This window comes from Mycobacterium sp. OAS707, assembly GCF_014873705.1.
Lineage (GTDB): Bacteria > Actinomycetota > Actinomycetes > Mycobacteriales > Mycobacteriaceae > Mycobacterium.
The window spans coordinates 1,286,778-1,309,416 of record NZ_JADBDS010000002.1; the positions used below are offsets into that span (position 1 = coordinate 1,286,778).

Annotated in this window: 22 protein-coding genes; 9 read left to right on the forward strand and 13 right to left on the reverse strand. The window is 62.4% G+C overall.

What is annotated here, in order from left to right; all coding sequences use genetic code 11:
* Positions 1-209 precede the first annotated feature (209 nt).
* From GGC64_RS17045 to GGC64_RS17055, 3 genes are all read right to left on the reverse strand, one after another.
* Positions 210-1,382: a cytochrome P450 gene (locus GGC64_RS17045; protein WP_192723924.1), complete on the reverse strand. Its 1,173-nt coding sequence runs from the start codon at positions 1,380-1,382 to the stop codon at positions 210-212.
* A 53-nt stretch (positions 1,383-1,435) separates the two neighbouring features.
* Positions 1,436-2,656 carry a CoA transferase gene (locus tag GGC64_RS17050; protein WP_192723925.1) on the reverse strand — a complete coding sequence of 407 codons (1,221 nt, stop codon included), beginning with the start codon at positions 2,654-2,656 and terminating at the stop codon, positions 1,436-1,438.
* A 69-nt stretch (positions 2,657-2,725) separates the two neighbouring features.
* Positions 2,726-3,256 (reverse strand): nuclear transport factor 2 family protein, encoded by a 531-nt coding sequence (locus GGC64_RS17055; RefSeq protein ID WP_370582171.1) that lies wholly within the window; start codon positions 3,254-3,256, stop codon positions 2,726-2,728.
* Positions 3,257-3,350: 94 nt separating this feature from the next.
* Between GGC64_RS17055 and GGC64_RS17060 the strand changes: the two genes are divergently transcribed.
* Positions 3,351-4,964, forward strand: coding sequence for a class I adenylate-forming enzyme family protein (locus tag GGC64_RS17060; protein ID WP_192723655.1), 1,614 nt, complete (start codon positions 3,351-3,353; stop codon positions 4,962-4,964).
* A gap of 17 nt (positions 4,965-4,981) precedes the next feature.
* On the forward strand, positions 4,982-6,049 hold the full coding sequence (locus tag GGC64_RS17065) for a dihydrodipicolinate reductase (RefSeq protein WP_370582144.1): 1,068 nt from the start codon (positions 4,982-4,984) through the stop codon (positions 6,047-6,049).
* A gap of 3 nt (positions 6,050-6,052) precedes the next feature.
* On the opposite strand, the gene GGC64_RS17070 is transcribed toward GGC64_RS17065, so the two are convergent.
* From GGC64_RS17070 to GGC64_RS17090, 6 genes are all read right to left on the reverse strand, one after another.
* The gene (locus tag GGC64_RS17070; protein ID WP_192723927.1) at positions 6,053-6,394 is read right to left on the reverse strand and encodes a hypothetical protein; all 342 of its coding nucleotides are present in this window, start codon (positions 6,392-6,394) and stop codon (positions 6,053-6,055) included.
* 103 nt (positions 6,395-6,497) lie between these two features.
* Complete coding sequence (locus GGC64_RS17075; RefSeq protein WP_192723656.1) at positions 6,498-7,172, reverse strand: hypothetical protein; 675 nt, start codon at positions 7,170-7,172, stop codon at positions 6,498-6,500.
* A 126-nt stretch (positions 7,173-7,298) separates the two neighbouring features.
* Entirely contained in the window at positions 7,299-7,427 is a 129-nt protein-coding gene (locus GGC64_RS35050; RefSeq protein WP_255528890.1) for a hypothetical protein, read from the reverse strand.
* 56 nt (positions 7,428-7,483) lie between these two features.
* On the reverse strand, positions 7,484-8,575 hold the full coding sequence (locus GGC64_RS17080; RefSeq protein ID WP_192723657.1) for a dihydrodipicolinate reductase: 1,092 nt from the start codon (positions 8,573-8,575) through the stop codon (positions 7,484-7,486).
* Entirely contained in the window at positions 8,572-9,636 is a 1,065-nt protein-coding gene (locus tag GGC64_RS17085; protein ID WP_192723658.1) for a spirocyclase AveC family protein, read from the reverse strand. The genes GGC64_RS17080 and GGC64_RS17085 overlap by 4 nt, the downstream gene beginning before the upstream one ends.
* Positions 9,633-10,871, reverse strand: coding sequence for a cytochrome P450 (locus GGC64_RS17090; RefSeq protein ID WP_192723659.1), 1,239 nt, complete (start codon positions 10,869-10,871; stop codon positions 9,633-9,635). Before GGC64_RS17090 ends, GGC64_RS17085 begins: the two co-directional genes overlap by 4 nt.
* A 72-nt stretch (positions 10,872-10,943) precedes the next feature.
* Between GGC64_RS17090 and GGC64_RS17095 the strand changes: the two genes are divergently transcribed.
* Positions 10,944-11,699 (forward strand): SDR family oxidoreductase, encoded by a 756-nt coding sequence (locus tag GGC64_RS17095; protein WP_192723660.1) that lies wholly within the window; start codon positions 10,944-10,946, stop codon positions 11,697-11,699.
* Between the two features lie 12 nt (positions 11,700-11,711).
* Here GGC64_RS17095 and GGC64_RS17100 read toward each other — a convergent pair whose 3' ends face one another.
* Positions 11,712-12,554 carry an SDR family oxidoreductase gene (locus GGC64_RS17100; RefSeq protein WP_192723661.1) on the reverse strand — a complete coding sequence of 281 codons (843 nt, stop codon included), beginning with the start codon at positions 12,552-12,554 and terminating at the stop codon, positions 11,712-11,714.
* Positions 12,555-12,705: 151 nt separating this feature from the next.
* On the opposite strand from GGC64_RS17100, the gene GGC64_RS17105 reads away from it, so the two are divergent.
* The gene (locus GGC64_RS17105; RefSeq protein WP_192723928.1) at positions 12,706-13,728 is read left to right on the forward strand and encodes a dihydrodipicolinate reductase; all 1,023 of its coding nucleotides are present in this window, start codon (positions 12,706-12,708) and stop codon (positions 13,726-13,728) included.
* Positions 13,729-13,776: 48 nt separating this feature from the next.
* Here GGC64_RS17105 and GGC64_RS17110 read toward each other — a convergent pair whose 3' ends face one another.
* Together GGC64_RS17110 and GGC64_RS17115 are read right to left on the reverse strand one after the other, a co-directional pair.
* A complete protein-coding gene (locus GGC64_RS17110; protein WP_192723662.1) occupies positions 13,777-14,823 on the reverse strand; it encodes a dihydrodipicolinate reductase in 1,047 nt (348 codons plus the stop codon).
* 12 nt (positions 14,824-14,835) lie between these two features.
* Positions 14,836-16,074 carry a cytochrome P450 gene (locus tag GGC64_RS17115; protein ID WP_192723663.1) on the reverse strand — a complete coding sequence of 413 codons (1,239 nt, stop codon included), beginning with the start codon at positions 16,072-16,074 and terminating at the stop codon, positions 14,836-14,838.
* Positions 16,075-16,193: 119 nt separating this feature from the next.
* Here GGC64_RS17115 and GGC64_RS17120 point away from each other — a divergent pair, with 119 nt between their 5' ends.
* The gene (locus GGC64_RS17120) at positions 16,194-17,297 is read left to right on the forward strand and encodes a dihydrodipicolinate synthase (protein WP_192723664.1); all 1,104 of its coding nucleotides are present in this window, start codon (positions 16,194-16,196) and stop codon (positions 17,295-17,297) included.
* Here GGC64_RS17120 and GGC64_RS17125 read toward each other — a convergent pair.
* Positions 17,259-18,413, reverse strand: coding sequence for an ABC transporter substrate-binding protein (locus GGC64_RS17125; RefSeq protein WP_192723665.1), 1,155 nt, complete (start codon positions 18,411-18,413; stop codon positions 17,259-17,261). The two genes, GGC64_RS17120 and GGC64_RS17125, sit on opposite strands and share 39 nt — an antisense overlap.
* Before the next feature lie 40 nt (positions 18,414-18,453).
* Here GGC64_RS17125 and GGC64_RS17130 point away from each other — a divergent pair, with 40 nt between their 5' ends.
* The 4 genes from GGC64_RS17130 (at position 18,454) to GGC64_RS17145 (ending at position 22,639) form a co-directional block, all read left to right on the forward strand.
* On the forward strand, positions 18,454-19,086 hold the full coding sequence (locus GGC64_RS17130) for a TetR/AcrR family transcriptional regulator (RefSeq protein ID WP_192723666.1): 633 nt from the start codon (positions 18,454-18,456) through the stop codon (positions 19,084-19,086).
* A 139-nt stretch (positions 19,087-19,225) separates the two neighbouring features.
* Positions 19,226-19,996: an SDR family oxidoreductase gene (locus GGC64_RS17135; RefSeq protein ID WP_192723929.1), complete on the forward strand. Its 771-nt coding sequence runs from the start codon at positions 19,226-19,228 to the stop codon at positions 19,994-19,996.
* Between the two features lie 31 nt (positions 19,997-20,027).
* Positions 20,028-21,479, forward strand: coding sequence for an aldehyde dehydrogenase family protein (locus tag GGC64_RS17140; RefSeq protein WP_192723930.1), 1,452 nt, complete (start codon positions 20,028-20,030; stop codon positions 21,477-21,479).
* Positions 21,476-22,639: an NDMA-dependent alcohol dehydrogenase gene (locus GGC64_RS17145; RefSeq protein ID WP_192723667.1), complete on the forward strand. Its 1,164-nt coding sequence runs from the start codon at positions 21,476-21,478 to the stop codon at positions 22,637-22,639. Before GGC64_RS17140 ends, GGC64_RS17145 begins: the two co-directional genes overlap by 4 nt.

Sequence of the window (22,639 nt, forward strand, 5' to 3'; positions counted from 1 at the left end):
TATGGGGCGGCACGTGGCCAATGGAGGATGCGACTGGGGTCGGTATCGAGCACCGACTCAGCACCGCCGCACGCGCATTCAAATCGCACGCGATGCTGGCACTTGGGAAACCAGCACACATTTCGCCGACCGAGCCATTTCGGAGCGGCGTGCGAAGCCTTGTCGACGTTCCGTCGCCGTTACCGCGACGTTAGTGCTGGGCGCAGATCTCAAAAGACCTTTCGCACTGGCACATTGGAATAACCGCACACGTTGGACATTGCCACCCTTCGCAACCCAGCGCGATCGACCTCGTAGTCGGGAATGAGGTCGAGCAATGCCTTGAGCGCGATACGACTCTCCATCCGCGCCAGCGCGGCGCCCAGACAACTGTGCACCCCATATCCGAACGCGAGATTGAAGCCCATTTTTCGCTCACGATCGATGTCCAAGCGATCAGGATCGTCGAACATCCGCTCGTCTCGTGTCGCCGAACCGGTGACGAGAAGTACCGCGCTACCGGCGGGAATCGTCGTCCCGTAATACGTGACGTCACGTGTCGCGGTCCGGACCTGGTACTGCGAGGGCGCCTCGTAGCGCAGTAGTTCCTCGACGGCTGCGGGAACTTTGCTTCGATCCTCGACGAGTTTGCGCCACTGGTCGGGAAAGTCGGCGAACGCGACCATCGCATTGCCCACCAACTTCGTGACGGTTTCGGCACCCGCACCGCCGAGCATCGTCGCGAAACCTGTGATGTCCACATCGGTGAGTTTCTCGACCACGCCGTCACGCTCGATCTCCGTCTCGATCAAACGGCTGATCATGTCGTCTCCAGGCTCCGCCCGCCGCTGCTGCACCAGGCCGTAGTAATAGAGCCCAGTATTGACCGAGGCCTCGTATCCCCTTTTGGTGGTGGCGATCTCACCCGGATGGCGCTCCAAAAGCAAATCCAGCCACTGTCGGATCTGGTCGCGATCCTGTTTCGGAACGCCGAGCATGGTGGTGATGACCTCGTTGGGAAAGAGCGCCGAGAAGTCGGCGACGACGTCGAACGATTCGGGGTTCAGCGCGTCTAGTCGTTCGTAGACCTTCTCGCGCACCATGTCTTCCAGCGCAGCGATGGCCCGAGGGGTGAATACGTTGCTCACCAGCCTGCGCATCTTCTGATGCTCCGGCGGATCCATGGAGATGATCACCTTGGGCACCGGGATGGCATCGTCATGGGCCTTGACCATGTCAAGGGTGGCGCCCCTGGCCGACGAAAAGGTTTCGTGGTCCTTTGTCGCAGGTGCGACGTCGTTGTAGCGCGTCAGTGTCCAGAAGTCCCATTTCTCGTTGTAGTACAAGGGCGCCTGGTCACGAAGCCGGCGATAGGTGTCATAGGCACCGTTGAAAAAATCCATTGAGAACGGGTCGAATTCGATGGAGTCGTCTGCAAGCTCGGGCGTCGCCGAATTCACAGGATCGCCCCCGATTCCTTGTACTTCTCGATGACATCCCAGTCGATGCCCGCGTCGATCAGTATCTCCTCCGTGTGCTGGCCATGCTCCGGTGCCCCCGGCGGGACCACGGCCTGCTCGTCGAACTGAACGGGGTTGGTGGGCAGTGAGAATGGCGTCCCGTGGACAGTGTGAGTGTGCGCGACGTAGCCATTCGCAGTGACCGCCGGGTCTGCGCAGAGCTCAGCGGGCGTCTGCACTATCCCCCACGCTCCCGAGAGCGACGCCAGCGTCGCGCGCCACTCAACAAGCGTGCGCTGGGCGAACGCCTCGTCGAGCAATGCGATCAGCGCGGCCCGGTTCTCGTATCGCGAGGCTGGATCGGCGAAGCGCGGATCGTCGACCAACTCACCGACGCCGATCACGTTCATAGCCTCGGCGTAGAACTTGTCGAGCTGCAGCATCATCAGCTGGACGTAGCGATCGTCTTTGGTTCGGTAGGTGCCCACCAAAGGGTTGGGTGCGTCGGCGTGCCCGAACTTGGGAATGGCACTGCCACCGTGGATCTGACTCACCGCGACATCGGGGCTGAGGTTCCATGCGGCCAGGCCCAGAAGTGAGACGTCGACGACGGAACCCTTCCCCGTCGTCGCCTTCTTGTACAGCGCTGCAGCGATGCCGCCCGCGATGGTCATTCCTCCGAGTAGGTCACCAAAGGCCGGACGCGAACGCACCAGCTCGTCGGCGTCCTCCGTCAGCACAGTGGCGATACCGCCGCGCGCCCAGTAGGACACGCCGTCGTAACCGGGCCTGTCAGAGTCCGGCCCCTTCGGGCCGTGCCCCGATCCGCGCACGTAGACGATGTCCGGGTTGGCGGCCCTGATGTCATCGACGTCGATGCCGAGTTTCTTGCGCCGTTCCGGCAGATAGCTCGTCAAAAACACGTCGCAGGTTTTCGCCAACTCGCGAACCACCTCCTGCCCTCCTGGCGTGCTCAGATCCACACCGATCGATTTCTTGCCGCGATTAGGGATCTCGATCATGTAGTTGACCGCACCACCGCCGTCGTCGACGATGCCCATCGTGACGAGGCCGCGCTGCGGATCGCCCCCATCCCGCGGCTCGACCTTGATGACCTCCGCGCCCCATTCTGCGAGGACTGCTCCTGCCGACGGGACGAACGTCCATGCGGCAACCTCTAGGACACGGACCCCGCTGAGTACTTTGTCGTCGGAAATGACGCCCTCCTGCGATAACGGTCATTTACGGATATGAGAATTGCACTTTCACGTTGGATTGTAAAACGGCTACGGACGCCGGGAGAGCCGCTCGGGCAGCGTCGGGTCGCCGCGTTCCCAGAACGCCCGCCAGGTGGGCATGCGGTGCGGCATCGCCGCTCGAAGTGTTATATCGGTGGGCCACCGCACGAAGTCCGGCCCGGGACGCTCGGTGACGTCGACGGAGTACCAAGGATGTTCACGACGCTTCACGAAGCACCACTGACCGTCGCGCCGTTCATAGACATCGTCATAGCGCATCGTGATGACGTACCAGCCGTCACCGTCCTCGTGCTCGGCTCGACAGTAGATCGAGCCGGTGGCGTGGTCAGCGTCGAGGAAGTCGAACTCGTGGCCGCAGATCAGGTGGATGCTTCGGTAGAACCGCCGCAGGACGACGTCGTACCAGCGCTTCAGCGCTTCCCGCCCTCGGCCCTGCTCACCCGCGTCGACGTCGTCGACGAACAGCGCCACCAGCGCGTCCAGGTCCCGAGCATCCAGCGCCATCGCGTAGCGACTGGGCAGCTGGCTGATTGCCTGGCTGGATTCGATCCGGTCCAGACGATCGATCGACATGGGTGGAGTGTAATTGTCTGCTGAGTGATGCGAGAACCAGTGTTCTCGTATAGCGGAAAAGCAACTATCCTGTTGGGCGATGCCCTTCCCGACGATCACGCCCACGATTCCCGCGCTTGTGCGATCGTCTGCGACCCGGTTCGGCGAGAAGCCGTTCCTGATCGCCGACGGCAAGGTGCTGAGCTACCTCGGCCTGGATTTGCGGTCGTCACGGTTGGCCAGAGCGCTGCTAGGGGCCGGGATCGGTAAGGGCGACCATGTCGGAATCCTGATGCCCAACAGTGTCGAATGGGCGATCGCGTGGTTCGCGACCACCCGCATCGGCGCGGTCGCCGTTCCCCTCAACACGTTCTACAAGGCCGCCGAACTGGCGTGGACGGCCCGTCACGCGGATCTGAAAGCGATTCTGGCGACGTCGACTTTCCGCAATCACGATTTCATGCAGCGACTCGAGGAGGCGCTGCCCGGCCTCGCCGATCAAAGCGATCCAGGTCGCATTGTCGTGCGGGGCACGCCATCTCTGCGGATGATCGCGGTGTGGGGATGGTGTGACCGGACTTGGGCGACGGCCCTCGATGAGGTAACCATGCCAACGGGTATCGACGCCGACTTCTTGGTCGATGTCGAATCCTGCGTGACGCCCTCGGACGACGCGATGATCATCTACACCTCTGGCAGCACCGGTGACCCGAAGGCACCGATACACACGCAGGGCACCCTGGTTCGCCACACGTACAACCTGACCTTCCACTACGGCGTCACCACCGACACGGTGATGTTCACCGCTATGCCGTTTTTCTGGGTCGGTGGGCTGATCACCGGGGTGCACGCGGTGATCCACCACGGTGCAACCCTGGTCACCCAGCCGGCGTTTGACGCGGCCGAGGCGCTCGAGTTGATCGAGCTTCATCGCGCAACCATCGCGCTCGGTTGGCCACAACAGGGGAAAACCCTTGCAGAGCATCCCGATTTCGCGACGCGTGACCTGAGCTCGCTCAAGCGCACCAGCATGCCTGCGATCGTGCCGCCCGAACGTCGACCGCGCGGACCCAACGCTTTGGGGATGACCGAACTGTGCGGCAATCACATCGGCGTCGACCCGTACCCCGCGCAACCGCCCGACCGCGCCGAAACCGGCGGATTCTCGATCGACGGCCTGTGCCATCTGCTTGTCGACCCCGAAACGGGATCACCGGTTCCTACCGGAACGGACGGCGAGATCTGGGTTCGCGGTTACTCATTGATGCAGCGGCTGCACAAGCGCGAACGCGAAGAGGTGTTCACCGAGGACGGCTACTACCGGACAGGTGACTTCGGCGTGCAATACGACGACGGCTGGATCAAATTCACCGGTCGGTTGGGTGACCTGATCAAGACCGGCGGCGGGACGAACGTCACGCCGAGCGAAGTCGAACTGGCGCTGGCGGATTGTGACGGTGTGCTCGAGGCGTACGTCGTCGGTGCGGACGACGGAGACAACGGCACCGTCGTCGCCGCCGCCGTCGTTCCGCGTGGTGATACCGAACTCGACGGCGAGGACTTACGTGCCCAGTTGCGCAGTCAGCTTGCCGCGTACAAAGTGCCGAAATTCATCTGGGTCACGCCGAAGGACGTACTGCCGTTTACCGCGACCGGCAAGGTCAAGAAATCCGACCTCGCCAAACAGTTGAGCGGTCTGATGGCCGAGCGCTGAAGCGCGAGAGGAGAAGCGTGTATCGGGTAGCGGTGATTTCCACCGGTGGTGTCGGCAGCCTCGCATTGCGCGCGATCGTTCGCCGACGGCACCTGGACCTCGTGGGCGTGTGGGTGCACAGCGCGGCGAAGACCGGGCGCGACGCCGGTGAACTGGTCGGACTGGGGCCGATCGGAGTGACGACGACGAACCACCTCGACGACATCATCGCCCTCAAGCCTGACTGTGTCGTCTATACCGCGGCAAGCGCCGAAATGGACGCCGCCGCGGTGCGCGACTATGTGCGCATACTCAACGGCGGAATCAATGTGGTCACGACCAACACTCCGGGAATGATGTTCCCCGACAGGTGGATTCCACAATTCGCCGAACAGGTGCGCTCCGCTGCGTTGGCGGCCGGCGTGACCATCTACACCTCGGGTATCGAGCCGGGCTTCGCCGGAGACCAATTCGCCGTGTTGCTGTCGACGTTGTCTAACACGATCCGATCCATTCGCGCGCAGGAGATCTTCGACTATTCGGCATATCCCAACCGGGACCTGATGGTGGACGCCATGGGCTTCGGTCGGCCGTTGGACTTCACCCCACTGCTGGAACTCGAAGGCGCACAGCAGTTCGCTTGGGGTCCGCCGATCGGCCTGGTGGCCAGGTCTCTTGGTGTCGAGCTCGACGACATCACCGAGAAGTATGAACGCGTCCCCACACCGCGTGACCTTCACGTTGCGTGCGGAACCATTCCTGCGGGCACCTGTGGTGCCGTCCGCGCCGAAACCACCGGCGTGGTGAGTGGGCATCAGGTGATCACCATCGAGCACATCAACCGAATGGCTCCAGATCTGGCTCCACAGTGGGCATCAGCGCCGAACGGCACTTACCGCCTTGTCATCGAGGGCCAACCGCATATTGAGTGCGACCTACGTCTCGGCACTGAGGACACGCCTCGGTCGGCCAACGACAACGCCATGGAAGCGACGGCCATGCGCGTCGTCAATGCCATCCCCTATGTTGTCGACGCAGCACCGGGCATCGCCACATCGATGGATCTGCCGATTACGGCGCCGCGCAACGCCATCGATGTCGGCTAGCCGTCACGGCTTATTCGCCGCCTGGCGCTCGTTGTGAATTCTGACGAGTTCACGGAATCCGACGTGGGGATACTGCGGTACCGGCTGAATTCCCCACTGGTCCTTCGCCGTCTGCTGGCCGGCGGCTTCGGGCGCGGCGCCGAACGGCGGACCCGAAAGGGGATACGGCTGAGTGCATTCCAGTGTGTCGTCCGAGTACCGCACCTTCATGAGTTCGCTGCAGATCTCGGTCAGCGAAAGGGTCGGCCAGCCATACCAGACCGCGATTACGGGCACAGTCAGCGCGCCCTCGATGACAAGGCCGAACAGGCAGGCGAATAGGCCCCGCTTGAGCCACTTGTGCATGCGCGCGAATGCCGGAGTGGTCCCCAACGGCAGGTCGGCGGACGAGGCGCTGCCTTCCTTTGACGCGTTTTCGATCACGATCTGTCCTCTTTCGAATGCGGCGTCAGTCGGAGAAGATCTCGCGATTCACGGTGTGCAGATACGGAATCGCCAAGAACGGGGTGATGTAGAAGATGTTGTAGAGCCACCAGCCGATCACCGGCAGTGCGACGCCGGCGTAGCGGACATCGGCGTACATCGTCATGTTCAGGATGTAGCCCATCCAACTGATCACTCCGAACCAGCAGGTGACGATCGTCCACTGATGTCCCCACCGCTTCATCTGCAGAAGACCGATTGCGGCGGCAATGCGCATCGGGAAGACGACGACGATGCACACAATGATCCATGCCTTCTCGCCAGGTGCGCCGGCACCCCCGATCCACAATTCGTTGTAGTGCCAGAAGTATCCGCCGTCCATCAGGTTGCCCCACGCCGTGAAAATCGTGCGGGTGATCAATGCGTGATTGGCGAAAACGTCCAGGCCCCAACCGATGCTGTTGATAGCGGCATCCAGGATGACAACGTAGCCGATCAGCGTGACCATCATCGGCCGCACCGTGAGGCCGGCCTGCTGTGCACGGCGCAAGAGGTACACACCGCGACAGAAGAACGGCAGTCCGACCGGTCCGAGCACCAGCGTTCCCATCAGGACGGTGCCTACGATCAACCATTTATCGGCCTCACGTTGGACACGACGGCTTTCGTCCTGGTGCTGGTCCAGGGTCAGCGAGTCCATGCGCCGCCTACCAATCCTTGACCATCAGCATCTGCAGCTGGATGAGGAACATCGCGAGCAACGCGCCATAGACGAAGATCTGGAATGCGATGAGTGCCCTGCGTCGGCGCCTATCTTGCTCGTTCATCAGAAGGTGCCCAGGTTGGACAGCAGCCAGTACCAGAACCAGACGATTCCGGCCATCGCGGCCCACGCGAAAGCCAGGCGGAAGACTTCTGTAAGCAACGACTCCTCCTCGGCCTCTGCGGCAGCCACCGGCCGCCACTCACCGCGATGGTAACCTATCTTCTCGATAGTGAGAACCTAGGTTTTCACAACCGGTTGCTGCGCGCCTGCCTACTGACGATCGACGGTCCCGACAATGGCTGCGCGATTACTCCTGCCGGTGCGCCGACGACGTCGGGGATCGCGTTGACCGCTGCCATCGCCGTGACCGCGACACCTGGGTTCACGCGATCTGCCGGCGAGCGCTCGAGGTGCAACTCGAGGCTCATATTCGGGTTGCCCTCGACACGGAATACCATGCCGCCTTCGCCTTCACGCGCAGGCTTCGGCCAACGGTCCGGCCACGGTGTCGTGCTGACAGTCGCGAAGTATTGGACCGCGACTGCAGGCCGCGTGCCCACCATTCCGGCGAGTTGCCACCGGTGGGCGCAGATGGTCCCCTGGGGGATGACCCCGATCGCGGTCTGAAGATCAGCGGGCGCGAGCAGGGTCTCCCAATCGAGATCAATCCGGTCGAGTTCGAATCCGAGGATGTCGGCGATGTAGCGCACGACGGTTTCCCAGTCCTTGTTCACCTTTCCCGACGCGATGCGAATCGGCACATGACCGTCCGGTTTTCCAAAACCCATCGACTCATGCAGGACGTCCCAGATGGGATATGACTTGTCCAGGTCTACCGCGTACTCGTCCATTCGGTAGGAGTCGACGCGGCCTGCTCCCGCGAGCAACGCGGTAGGGATGTTCAGGCTGATGAAGCCGGGCTCGCTGCCGGTCGCATAGAATGTCGAATTGCCTTTGACTGCTGCACTTTCCAATGCGTCGAGCCACTGCGCTGGAGCGGCGGCAGGATAGACCATCGGAATCGTTGCGAATGTCACCACGTTGATGCCCGCCTCGAGGTAGGCGACGATATCCGCGATCGCTTCGTCTTCGCGTCGGACTGCTGTCGCGCAGTATGCGACGCAGTCCGGTGCCAGTTCCAGGACCGTCGACAGGTCGCCCGTGGCCAGTACGCCGACATCTGTTGTGCCGCACAGTCGACCAGCATCGGTGCCAACCTTGTCCTGCGTCGACACCTTGACACCGACGAGCTCCAGGGCAGGATCGTCGATGATCGCGCGTAACGCCTCGCGGCCGGTCAGTCCGGTCCCGCTGTGAACCACCCGATAGCGCCTCATTTGAAGAATGGTCCTGGCTTGCCGGCTTCTTCGAGATGTCCGTACGGGTCGTACACCTTGACGTTGGGATATGGGTTCTTGTCGTAGGCAGGCTTCGACAACCCTGCATCGCGAAGACCGGCGAGCACGGCGAGCGGAAGTGCGAACGACACCAGACCTACCGTCACCGAGACGAGCAGCTGACGAGTCAGCGTCACCATGTCCCGCCCGTGACGTGCGGGCAGCCACCGCGCGATCCGATTGATCAGCAGCAGTTCACCGTGCTCGTCACGCACGCACATGACGGCGACCATGCCGAAGATCACGGCGTCATAGGCCGCCATGATCAGCGGAAAATGGATGTGGCCGATCTGCAGAACGGGCCCGACCGCTTCTGTGTAAAAGAAGATGCCGGCCCGCATCCAGGTGAACTGGATGACGCCGTTGATCGGGACGGCGATGATGGTCGCGCCAATGAAAACCCTGACTAGGCGATGGGCGGCAAGCCAACTCATGCGCCGCATCAACGGCTCGAAGAGCCGGTCGTGAAGCTGCAGAAAGCCCAGGCCGTTGAGCAGGTAGTAGGCTGCGTATCCGCCCAAGAACGCCAGCGCCGGCTCGAGATTCGGCGAGATGTTGACGTAGGGCCATGACAGCGGAAAGTGCAGCATGCGGGGGTCGAAGATCGCGAACGTCGCCCAGTTGGCGAGCGGATCGAGCGCACCGGTGATGAGTCCGGCGAACGCGATGATGACTGCCCAATGAACTTTGCGCCGGCGCCAGGACAGCCAAGCCAGTACAGAGATCAGTCCGACCGCCATCGGTATCGAACTGATGGCAACCGCCAAAGGCCAGGAGTCGAAGCCGAGAAACGACGGGTACGGCGCGGGGCCTGGGTTGGGGTTCGTGCGTGTCGGATCGCCGTGCAGACCCGACTGCATGGTCGCGACTGTTACGACCGCAAAGACCAAATAGGCGACGCCGAAGACCCCCCATCCGAAGCGCGCCGGCCGCGAGGACGACTCAGATCCGGCTTTCTCAGCAATGCGGGAATCTAGCTTGGCATCAACGGAATTGGTCATGACACGCTCACCGGCAACGTCGCCCATCCGCGGACACTTGTGGTGTGTGCACGCTTGGCCCTGTCATAGTCGACGGCCCAGTCCGGCCAGCGGGTGAGCACTTCCTCCAGTGCGATGCGCGCTTGAATCCGCGCAAGCGCGGCACCGAGGCAGAAGTGAATCCCGTGCCCGAAGGAGAGATGAGCGGCCTTTCGGCGGATGTCGAATCGGTCTGCGTCATCGAACTGTCGTTCGTCGCGGTTGGCGGATCCGTTGAGCAACAGCATTATCGAACCTTCGGCAACCTTCTGCCCATAATGCTCGACGTCCCGGGTGACGTAGCGAGCCTGCACGGGTGAGGGTGCTTCGTAGCGCAACACCTCCTCGATCGCGTCGGGAATGAGGCTGAAATCGCCCGCGAGCTCGCGACGCTGGTCGGGATGATCGGACAGGAGCTGTCCGGCGAAGCCGATCAACCGCGTCGTCGTTTCGTTTCCCGCGCCGACGACGGTGCCTGTGTAGGTCAAGACCTCACCGCGCGTCAGCCGCCGCTTGCTGCCGTCCGGCTCCTCGACTTCGGCATTGACCAGTTCAGTCATCAAGTCGTCGGACGGGTGGTCATAACGCCAGTCGATGAATTCCTCCAGCATCGAGCCGGTGCTCGTCAGCGCGTCCTCAGCGACATCCACAAGCCCACCGTCGTCAAGCTCGAGCATCCGGTCGGTGTTCTGCCGGATCGCGACCTGTCGATCCTCGGGGATGCCGAGCAGGTATCCGATGGTGCGCATCGGCATCCACGCCCCGAGGTCGGCGATGAAGTCGAACGTGTCTGTCTCGGTCAGGGGTTCCAGCGCACGGCGACAGAACTCTCTCGCCAAAGGCTCGATGGCCGCCATCCGGCGCGGAGTGAACACTCCGGAGAGCAGGCGACGATGCAGGTCATGAATCGGCGGGTCTTCGAAAAGAATGATCCCAGGCGGCACGTCGACGCGGTTGAGGATGATCTCGATGGTCGTGCCCTTGCCGGATCGATAGTCCTTCCAATTGACCAGTTCACGGGCGACATCCGAGTGCCTGCTCAGTGCATAGAAGCCGTACTTGTCGTTGTAGTAGAGGGGGGCGTCGTCCCGCAGCTGCTTCCACACGGGATAGGGGTCGTCGTCGATGTCGAAGTCGAACGGGTCGTAGTACGGCTCAACCTTCACCCTGTATGTCACACGATGAGAATAGGCGCTGCGCCAACTCAACGTCCACATTGTGAGAACATTGATTCTCATCTGCGAGAATCGCGTTGACGGATAACTAAACCCACATAGGGGAAGCAAGGTATGACCGATCGGCACTCCAACCTCGAGGGGACTCGGATGCTCGTCATCGGGGCGTCCTCCGGCATCGGGCAAGCTCTCGCGCGCGCCGCTCACGCCAGAGGGGCGGATGTCGCTCTCGCAGCCAGGCGCGTGGAATTGCTTTCCTGCCTTGCCGAAGAGCTGGGTGGTTCGGCGCATGCACTTGACGTATCCGATCCGCTTGCAATCGAGCGTGTGGTCGGCGAAGTCGGATCGACGTTCGGTGAGCTCGACGTGGTCGTATTCACCAGTGCCGTGGTGCCTTTCGCTCTAATCGAGGAAACCGACGTGACGACGTGGCTGCATGCATACGCAGTGAATGCCGTCGGGGCGTCACACGTCTTGCGCGCGACACTCCCCCATCTTGCCGACAACGCAGTCACACTTGTCGCGTCAAGCCACGACGTCGGCCGGCCTCGCGCCGGTGTCGCGGCATACCACGCAAGCAAGGCTGCGCTGGATGAGATCTTGCGATCCTGGCGGGCCGAACATCCCGAGCTGGCGGTCATTCGAGTCAGTGTCGGTCCCACCGAGGGCACCGAGATTCTCCGCGGCGCCGACCGCGATCTCCTGGCCGAGCTATATAGAGCATGGGCGCAAGAGGGTCAGATCCCCGCCAAGATGTCCGCGGTCGACGACGTTGCCAATGCCATGTTGTCGTTGATCGCCGTATCGCGGGCGAATCCGACGGTGGTCAGCGACATCGTGCACCTGGCACCCCGAATCAGCAACGGATAACGAGTAAAGCGCTCAGCCCTTCCTCGACATCTCGTCGGCCGCGGTATCGGCCCACTGTGCCTGATGGCGCCCCATGGTCATCGCGCCATTCCAACCACCATCGGTCCACAGCACGGCGCCACCCACATAACTCAATCGTGTACTGCCCAGACATACCAACGGCCAGGCCTGCTCCTCGGGCGTCGAGTACCGCCCGACCGGCCCGATCGATTGGTCGACGACCTCCTTGCCTGCGAAGTCCTGGAAGGCCGGCATCATCGCCGTTTCTGTGGGGCCGGGGTTGATGCAGTTGATCCGGATGCCTTGCCGCGCGAGTTCGGGATACCACCAGCCGACCCACGCATCGATGACGTACTTGGAGTACGCGTACCCGCTCCACGACCACTGCTTCTCGTTGTCTTTCAGCCACGCGACCGCGCCGTCGAAACCGGTTGTCTCCAGCAGGCCGCTGATCACCTTGACGTGGTCTTGCCAGCCGATCGCCGCCGAGGAGGAGATCACGCTGATCGCCGAACCCGGTGACATCTTGGGCACCAGTTGTTCGGCCAAGTGACGGGCGCCGACGAAGTTCACCAGGATGGTGTCCATTTCGCTGAACGGAGGTCCGGGTAGTCCCGCGCAGCTGAAGAGGCCGTCTACTGGACCGTCGATCGATGCGGCGACCTCCTCGATGTTCGCGCGGTCGCGCAAGTCGATCTGCAGCGCGCGGGCGACGGAGACTGTCGTCGGTTTGATGTCGACAGCGGTCACTGCGGCACCGAGGTCGACGAGGATTCTCGCCGTGGCCTGACCCATGCCGGAGGCCGCTCCCGTCACGACGACGGTCTTGCCCTGGTATCCCAACACGTCATTCATGGGCTTGCCCTCCGAGTGTCGATCGATATGAGAAACTCTGTTCAACGATTCTGAGAAGCGACATTATCACTGATGAAAGAGCCGCCCAGTGACCACCGACAACCGACCGCTCCGAGTCATCCAATGGGCCACCGGTGCGGTAGGCACCGAGATGGTCAGGACGATCCTGGATCACCGGCGCGACATCGAATTGGTCGGTGCGCGCGTCTATTCCGACGCCAAGAACGGTGTCGACGTCGGAACGCTTGTCGATAGGAAGCCCATCGGTGTCACGGCGACGACCGACACCGCAGAAATTCTCGCCCTCGACGCCGACCTCGTACTGTATGCGCCATCATTCACCAACCTCGACGACGTCTGCGCGCTGCTGGAGAGCGGTAAAAACGTCGCGACACCGTCATTCTTGTTTCGTCCGCGGCGCATACCCGGTGCCGAACGCGAGAGATTGTCGGCGGCCTGCGAGAAGGGCAACAGCACCATTCACGGCAGTGGGCTCAATCCAGGCAATCTCTCCGGTGTGCTGCCGCTGGCGCTTTCGGGGATGAGTCGCACGATCGAGCGGCTGACCCTACAAGAGCGAGCCGATTGGACGCTATGGGAAAGCACTGAAATCACCTTCGACGGAATGTGGTTCGGCCGCCCGACCGAAGAGGTCACACCTACGGCGAACCAGTACCTCGGCTTCTTGACGAAGCTGTTCGTCGAGCAGGCCTGGTTCATCTCGGACACACTGAACGCCGACATCGACGACGTGTCGGTCAGCTTGGAAACCGTTCCCGCGAGGAAGGACCTGCAGATCTTCGACCACGTGGTCAAGGCAGGCACGACCGCCGGGCAGCGCTGGAACTTCGTCGGCCATCGCAACGGCGAGACGCTGATCGAATTCGAGACACTATGGACCGTCGGCGGCGAATATCCCGACCACTGGCCCAAACCCCTCGACGGGTGGACGCTGACCATCGAAGGTGATCCGTCCATGCGTACACACTTCTTTCCGTTGGCCAGTTTCTCGCGTGAAGCCACGATCGAAGAGCACGTGAAAGCAGGGCTGATCACTGTCGCCATGCAGGTTGTCAATGCCATTCCAGCTGTGTGCGCGGCACCTGCCGGCTTCGCGACGATGGCGGATCTACCCCTCATCCGCAGCTATACAGGCTTCGGCAACGGCGGTTGAGCGATTGTGTGCGTCTTGTTGCGCTGAGCGCTCCCAAACGCACACAAATCACCCGTTCGTCCAGTGCGCAACGAACGGCGTGATCGTCGAGAGGTCGTATAGCCCGGGTTGCGCGGCAAGCACGGTGGGTATCGCATTGACAGCGTGCATCGCCGTCGCGAGGCAGCCCTGTTTCGCGTGATCCTCGTCGTGCGAACCGATTACGAGGTGAAGCCTCATATTTGGTTCCCCGTCGAACGCTACTTCGTAACCGATCTCGGTCGGCCAGTCTGGAGCGAGGTCGTCGGCCATCCGGGTTAGATGCTCGACAGAAAGTGTGGTGTCGCCACAATCGACTTCGACACCGAAACGCATGGCGCCGACTGTGCCCGCCGGGATCTCACCTGCGGCGACCGTCAGGGCACGCGGCGTCGTGGCGACCTCGCGGAAGCCCGTGACCGACTTGATCTGCAGGCCGAGCGATTGCGCGATCACTGTGGCACTGCCGATCCACGCGCTCGCCGCGTAGTCGGTGTTGGTCAGCAGCGGCGAGGTGTCCTCAGGAGTATGCCCGAAGCCCATCGCATTGAAGATCAGATCGTAACTGGCGTACGTCGAGTAGTTCAGCACTTCACGGACGCTGATGCGCCCAGCGCGCGCAGTTAGCCGCGACAGGACAAGCGTAAGAGACTCGCCGAAGAAGCCCGGATAGAGTCCGAGCCCGAGGAACGAGGAATGCCCTGCGCGACAGGCATTCTCGATGCTATCAGCTAACGAGGGATGCAGCGACCGCGGATGGATGAATCGGCTACCCGTTGCGACCACATTCTTGCCTGAGGCGAGCAGATCACACACATCGGAGAAGCAACCCGCGGTGTCGGTTTCCACCTTGCCCATGTACAGCACCACGTCGGCATCGGTGCCGATGATCGCGTCGCGATCGAGAGTGGTGCGTAATCCGATTTCTCCTGCGCCGCAGAGCGCCCCGGCATCTACACCGGCCTTCGCTTCGTCGTAGACACGCACGCCGACCAGCTCGAGATCGGGCCGCCCGATCACGTGACGCAGCGACATCATGCCGGTTACGCCTGTCGCCCACTGAATCACCCGCGTCATGTCACACCCTATTCAGTCCCATACCGCGTCAAGTCGTGGCGGCGAACGGAACATCGCGCCGGTGATGTACGGCGGCGGCGCGTCCGGGTCGAGCCGCAAGTTCGGCAGCTCGTCGAACAACGCGTTGAAGATCTTCATGCTCTCGAGTCTGGCAAGGTGCATACCCAAGCACACATGAGCGCCATGAGCGAATCCGATATGCGGCTTGCGTTCGCGGAAGATGTCGAACTTTTCTGGTACTTCCCAACGCGTTTCATCGTGGTTGGCACTGCCGAGGCTGAGCATCATCGTGGCGCCCTTTGGCACCTGCACGCCACCGATTTCGGTGTCGCAGGTGACCTCTCGCATGAAGTTGAGCAGCGGGGTTTCCCAGCGAATGCCTTCTTCGATGGCCTGCGGGAGGAGGCTGCGATCGTCACGCACAGCGTCGAGTTGATCCGGGTGTGTCAGCAACGCGAAAGCAAGACTTGCTGTCGAGCGTGACGTCGTCTCGGCTCCGGCGGGCAGCAGGTTACGCATGAAGCCGTAGATCTGCTCGTCCGACATCTTCACGCCGTTGATCTCCGAGCCTGCGAGGATCGACACCATGTCGTCCTTGGGCGCCTTCCGCCGATCGGCAAGTATCCCTACGAAGTAGTCCTTCATCTTCGCCGACGCCCTCATCGCGCAATCCATGTCGCCGCGAAAACCGAGCAGGTCGATGGCGAGTCGGTGAAATTGGAGCACGTCGGAATCCGGAAGCCCCAAAAGGGCCGCGATCACCCGCACCGGAATCGGCATGAACACCGCATCCACCAGGTCGGCCCGCTTGGCGTCTTTGAACTTCGCGATCGTGCTGTCCACCAAGGGACCGACCAATTCGGCGTCCCACCGTTTCATCGACGAACGGGCGAATGCGAACTCGTGAAGCTTTCGGTAGACCGCGTGTTCTGGCTCCTGCATCTCGAGAATCGTCGGACCCTGCAGCGGCCGAACGATGTCTTCGTAGCAGCGGGTGCTGAAGGTGACGTTGTCGGTGAAGATCGCCTTGACGGTGTCAAACGTGTAGGCGGTGAAAGTCTGCGGTCCGTCGCCCGAATTGCCAGCCATCCCCATCTCAGGCCAGCCGGCGTGCACCGGCGCCTGCGCACGCAATTCCTTGAGCAACGGATAGGGGGTGGCATCACCATCGGCACCCATACCCTGGTTGAACTTGTCCTGCGCGTCCCGAATGCTCTGCTCGAGCTCCTCGGCGGTCGCCGATTCAAACATGTGGCTCCTCGTTGATCGACCGCAACCAACATACACCCTGGTGGTTGCAAACCTACATGATGTAGGTTGAGGCGAATTGACATCGCGTTTATCGCGAAAAGGCAGTCGGGAGCTATCGATTGGCTATTCGAGTCGCACAATGGGCCACAGGTGCGGTGGGGCGGGCGGCGCTTCAAGAACTGATTGAGAATACTGATTACCAGCTGGTGGGCGTCCTGGTGTACGACCCGGCCAAGGCTGGCCAGGACGCGGGTGCGCTGTGCGGACTTCCCCCCACCACCGGCGTGCTGGCCACCTCGCACAAGGACGAGATCCTGGCCCTGGCACCCGACGTCGTCGTGCATGCCGCCAGCAAGGCCCACGCCGTCGAGACCAACGCCGAGGACATCTGTCGGCTCCTCGCGGCGGGTATCAGTGTCATCACGACAACCTCGTACAACCACCTCGCGACGTACGGGGTCGAAACGGAGGCGGCATTCGTCGAAGCCTGTCGCGCAGGGCAATCGCGCTTCCACGCCGCAGGCGAGAACCCGGGATTCATGTTCGAACGGCTCGTCGCGACGGTGACAGGGCTGAGCAAGACCATCGACCGCATCGACCTCTACGAGGCGACTGATGTGTCGGCGGTCGACAGCAGGCCGATGCTCGTCGATTTGATGGGTATGGGCCGACCACCCGAGGACGTCAGCATCGATTCGCCGATCATCAAAAAGCTCGACATGGCTTATCGCCAAGCGCTCAACGCCACTGCGGACGTCCTTGGCATCACGCTATCGCATGTGGAGGTGTCGGTGGACGCCACCACCCTCGATCGCGATATCGAGGTTCTCGCCGGCACGATTGAGGCGGGAACTGTAGTGGGACAACGTTTCTCATGGGTTGGGCACTGGTCTGGCCGCCCGCTGCTCGCCATTCACGAGGAGTGGGTGCTCACCCGCGACCTCCCGCAGTGGGGGCTCAAGCCGCTCGGCAGCGGGGAGAAGGCCCCGCTGATCCGCGCTGTCATCAAGGGTGTGCCCAGCTTCGAGCTAGCACTTGACGTCGGCTGGGACGGCCAGCCGCCGACGGGACAACATGCGCAGCCAGGGCACCTGATGATTGCGATGGGGGCGGTCCGTGCCATCCCCGACGTGCTGGCTCAACCGCCGGGAATCGTCACCGCACCGGTGTTCGGCGCGATCCGGCTAGCCGGAGCCTCGAGGAGTCAAGCCCACCGCGCGTGACATGTTGTCGCTGGGTGCCGCGTGAAAGACGTGCCCGCTCCCGTCGGGCAGCACTCGGCGGGCAATCAAGTAATCCGACCCCAGCCAGCCCTGCCTGATGTGACGACCGAACCGCAGGAAAGTCCCCGGCGCTCCGCTGGCCGACGGAACGAGTTTCACCTGTTCGATGCCGTCCTTCACCCCCGCGCCGGTCAGCGGCCGCGCCGCCGCCAGCGCCCGCACGATCACGGTGGCCACGTCGTGGCAGAGCCCGGGCATCGAGTGTGTCGGTCGGCGACCGTAACGCACCTCGAATCGGTCCAAGAACGCCTGCCCGACGACGTTGCGTTCGTCGTAGCTGTCGAGCCCGATCCAGCCGCGCAGATGGTGCATCCACTCGGCGCTGATGTGCGCCATCTCGAAGGCAGTGGTGGTATAGCGCGGCGGATCCCAACCCGCGGCGAGCAGCGCGTCGGAGAAGCCCCACAACCCATGGCCGAAGCCGACATGTACGAGCGCGTCGGGATCGGCGGACCGCAGCTCGACGACGACCGCGGACTTCTCGGCTTCGACCTGGGGAATGGCGACTGTCGTCACAACCTTCAAACCTGCTGCCGTGTATGCCTTTTCGGCGAAAGAAAGATATTCCTTGCCGATCAGCGATGCCTCGTAGGCGATGGCAATGCGCGACCGTCCATCCCCGAGCATGACCGCGGCGAGCATCACCGGCTCCTCCGGCATCGATCCGTTGTTCAGCGCGAAGGTCCATTCACTGAGTGCGCCTTCTGAGCCCGACAGAATGATGTTGGGAACCTTGCCGACACGCTCGGCGTGCGCGGCCAACGGAACCGCGTTGTCGGACACGTAGGGCCCGAAGATCGCCAGGCATCCCTCGGTAACCAACTCGTCGTACCCCTGCTCGACAGCCTGATAGGTACCGTTCGGCAGGCCGACCACATTGCGCTCCACCAACTCGATGGGCCGGTCGACGAGGCCGGACGCGATCGCCTCGTCGAACACCAGCCGAAGCGTGTCCACGGTGTCGTTGTCCGTTCCGGTGCGGGTCGGATAGTCGTTGAGCAAGCCGACTTTCAGCGGTGCCACCGAACCATACGCACGAACCCCGTCGCCAGCCATTACCGCAACATACAGTATGAATGTTGTTAGGATGCCCGGCATGGCCAAGCGCGGTGGCACCGACATCGAACGTCGGGCACGGGGCGATCAGACGCGACGCGACTTGATCGACGCCGGCCGCGCCTTATTCGTTGAGAAGGGCTACTTCAACACCAGCATCGGTGATCTGGTGACCACCTCAGGTGTCGGCACTCGTGGCGCCTTCTATCACCACTTCAAGGACAAGGCCGAGTTGTTTCGCGCGGTGTTCGAAGAGGTTGAGCGCGATCTCACGCTGAGGTCCCTGGCTTCTCCCCCGTCCGGCGCCGACTCGTGGGAGCGGCTCTCGGCCGGACTACGCGGATTTCTCGAGTCCGCCCTCGAGCCCGAGGTGCAGCGGGTCATGCTGCTCGACGGCCCCGTGGTACTGGGCTGGCAGACTCTGCGCGCCATCCAGGAAAACAACAGCATCGCTCTCATCAACGAGATGGTGGCCGCGGCCATCGCGGAGGGCATCATCGACGACCATCCAGTGGGCGAACTGACACACATGCTGGTGGCCGCCGTCGAGGAGGGCGCGCTTCTTGTCGCGCATGCCAAGAGTCCAGCGCGGGCACGCACTCGGGCGGCGCGAATCCTCGACCGCCTCCTGCTGAGCTTTGCGATCGAGCCTCGGAAAGTGCTGAGACGGTAGCCGTTTGCTATTGCTATCCGACTGGTTGACAACCCTGCGGAAATGGACATTTTCAATAACCGATTAGAGGGCTTCTACAGAAATGATAATGTTGCTCTCACCCTGATCTCAAGGAGAACCGATGCCTGACGCGCCGCGGATGCGAGTTGCCGTTGTCGGGGCGTCCGCGGGCCTGGGCCGCTGCATCGGAATGGGGCTTGCACAGCGGGGAGCACGGGTGGCCTTCCTCGCCCGACGACGCGATCGTCTGATCAACGCGGCGCAGGAAGCCGATAACGGCGCACTTGCGGTCGCCTGCGACGTCACCGACAGCGTCGCATGTCAGAGTGCCGTGGCGGAAGTCGTCGAAAACTTCGGCGGTCTGGACGCAATGGTGTACACCACCGGCGTAGGCGTACTAGCGCCACTGACCGATGTCAGCGGCGAGCAATGGGCAAACCTGTTCGCTACTAACGTCACTGGTGCGTCGCTCTTTACGGCGGCGGCTGCACCGCACCTGGCCGCCGCTGCCGGCTCGGCGGTCTACCTCTCGTCGTTGAGCGCGTCGTACTCGGCTCCGTGGCCCTTGCTGGGCGCCTACGCGGTGTCAAAGGCGGCGCTGGACAAGCTCGTCGAGGCGTGGCGCATCGAACACCCGAACATCGGCTTCACCCGGCTTGCGGTCGGCGACTGCTTCGGCGGTCAAGGCGACTCTCAGACGGAGTTCAACAAGGCCTGGGATCCCGCAGCGTTGGAGAACGCGATCCGTTACTGGATGGAAAACGGCTACATGCAGGGTGGCCTCGTCGAGGCAGATCACCTTGTGGGCGTGGTGCACTCCGTACTTGCCTGCGGCAACAGCAGTTTCATTCCCTACCTGACATTGGCTCCCCGGCCATCCGGCGCAGTAGCCGAACTTCGACAATGGTGAAGGAAGTCTCACGGTGACGCACGAAACCCGCATGCTCATCGACGGCAAGCTCGTCGAGTCCGAAACGGGCCGACAATTCAGCAACATCAACCCGGCGACCGAGGAAGTGCTCGGTGGCACCGCCGACGGGACGCGGGCTGATATGGAGCGCGCGATAGCAGCCGCGCGTCATGCCTTCGATCACACGGACTGGTCGCGCAACGGCGAAGCAAGAGCAGCGGGTCTTCGTCAGCTCCAGGCGGCACTAGAGGCTGAGCGGGAGGAGATCCGCAACGAGCTGATCGCCGAAGTCGGCTGTCCGCTGCTGAGCACGTTCGGACCGCAGCTTGACGTACCGCTCAAAGAGGCACTGAGCTGGCCCGCCGACATGATCAGCCAGTTCCCTTGGAAGCGTTCACTTCCAGATAAGGACGCGTTCGGGATGGGAACACCGGCAGCCCGCGAAGTCTGGAAGGAACCGATCGGCGTGGTCGGCGTCATCACACCGTGGAACTTCCCCTTAGAGATCATCCTCAACAAGATCGGGCCGATCCTGGCGATGGGCAACACAATGGTGCTCAAGCCTGCTCCGGACACCCCATGGAATGCCACCCGGCTCGGCCGGATCATCGCCGAGCAGACCGATATTCCCCCGGGCGTCATCAACATCGTCACGTCGTCGGATCACCTTGTTGGCGAAGTGCTTTCGACGTCGTCGCTGGTCGACATGGTGGCATTTACCGGGTCGACGGCGACCGGCCGGCGCATCATGAAGGCCGCTTCCGACACGATAAAGCCGACCTTCCTGGAACTCGGCGGCAAGTCGGTGTACCTGGTGCTCGAGGACGACGGAGATATCAACGCGACGGTCGGCGGGAGCGCGTTCATCATGATGCACGCGGGCCAGGGGTGCGCGATGCCCACTCGACTGCTGGTGCCGAACTCCCGTTACGCCGAGGCCGTCGAGATCGTCAAAGTCGCGATGGAGAATAACAAGTACGGCGATCCAACGGATCCGTCTGTGCTGCAAGGCCCGCAAGTCTCCAAGAGACAACAGGACCGGGTGTTGGGCTACATCGACAAGGGCATACAGGAAGGCGCCCGCCTTGTCACCGGCGGCGCCGTACCGAAGCATCTGCCGAAGGGATACTTCGTCGAGCCGACGGTGTTCGCTGATGTGGACAACCGAATGACTATTGCGCAGGAGGAGATCTTCGGGCCGGTGCTGTCGGTGATCGGCTTCGATGATGACGACGACGCGGTGCGCATCGCCAACGACTCCATCTACGGGCTGTCGGGCGTCGTGTTCGCCAACGACCTCGAACGGGCCAAATCCGTCGCCAGCCGGATCAGAACCGGAACGCTCGGTATCAACGGTGGCCTCTGGTATGGCGCCGACGCCCCGTTCGGCGGCTACAAGCAGTCCGGTGTCGGCAGGCAGTGCGGCATGGAGGGTCTCGAGATCTTCACCGAGACCAAGACCGTCGGCTGGCCCGCATCATGAGATCCAAGGCGGCAGTCTTACGCGGGGTCGGCGTGGATTGGGAAGTCACCGAGGTGGACCTCGACCCACCACATGCGGGCGAGGTGCTGGTCAAGATGGCCTACGCCGGTGTCTGTCACTCCGACGAGCACTTCTACACCGGTGACAGCGTGCCTAGTGCGGAGATGGAAGAGATGATGCGGGCGTCCGGCGTCCCCGTGCCCGAATGGTTCCCGATGCTCGGCGGCCATGAAGGATCCGGCATCGTCGAGGAGGTCGGCCCAGAGGTCAAGACCCTGAAACCCGGTGACCACGTGGCTATTTCGTTTCTGCCCGCGTGCGGTAGCTGCCGATGGTGCGCAACTGGACACACCTATCTGTGCGACGTCGGAGCCGACATCTACAGCAAGGCGATGACCACCGACGGCACGCGGCGGCGCCATCTTGGCGACGAGGATCTGATGGCCATGATGCAGGTCGGGACCTTCTCGGAGTATGTGGTCGCTTCGGAGCGGTCGTTGGTCAGGGTCCACGACTGGATCCCGCTGGAAGCGGCATCACTGGTTTCTTGCGGGGTGACAACGGGGTTCGGGTCGGGTTCGGTTGCCGCGGGTACCAAGATCGGTGACACCGTCGTGGTAATTGGTGTGGGCGGAATTGGCATGAACGCCGTCCAGGGCGCGAAAGCGGCTGGCGCCAAGTACATCGTCGCTGTTGATCCCAACGAGTTCAAGCGCGACATCGCACCGACCTTCGGTGCGACGCACACCGCGGTCGACGCAGGCGCCGCGCTGGAACTCGTCAAGGAGATCACGTGGGGCGCCATGGCCGATCGTGTCGTCCTCACCCCGGGTGTGGTGCCGGTCGACTTGGTGATGGTCGCCATGATGCTGCTGCGCAAGGGCGGTACGTGCGTGCTCACCGGCATGGCCAAGGTGAGCGACATGATGGTGCCGTTGATCCTGCCCGACATGGTCAGCTCTTGTAAGACGCTGAAAGGCGTGCTGTACGGCGAGATGAACCCACGCGACGCAATGCCAATGCTGCTGTCGATGTATGAGGCGGGCGCAATCAAACTCGACGAGCTGGTTACTCAGAAATACAAGCTGGACGACATCAACGAGGCGATGAAGGATCTGCGCGCAGGTAAGAACATCCGAGGGGTCATAGCCTTCGACTGA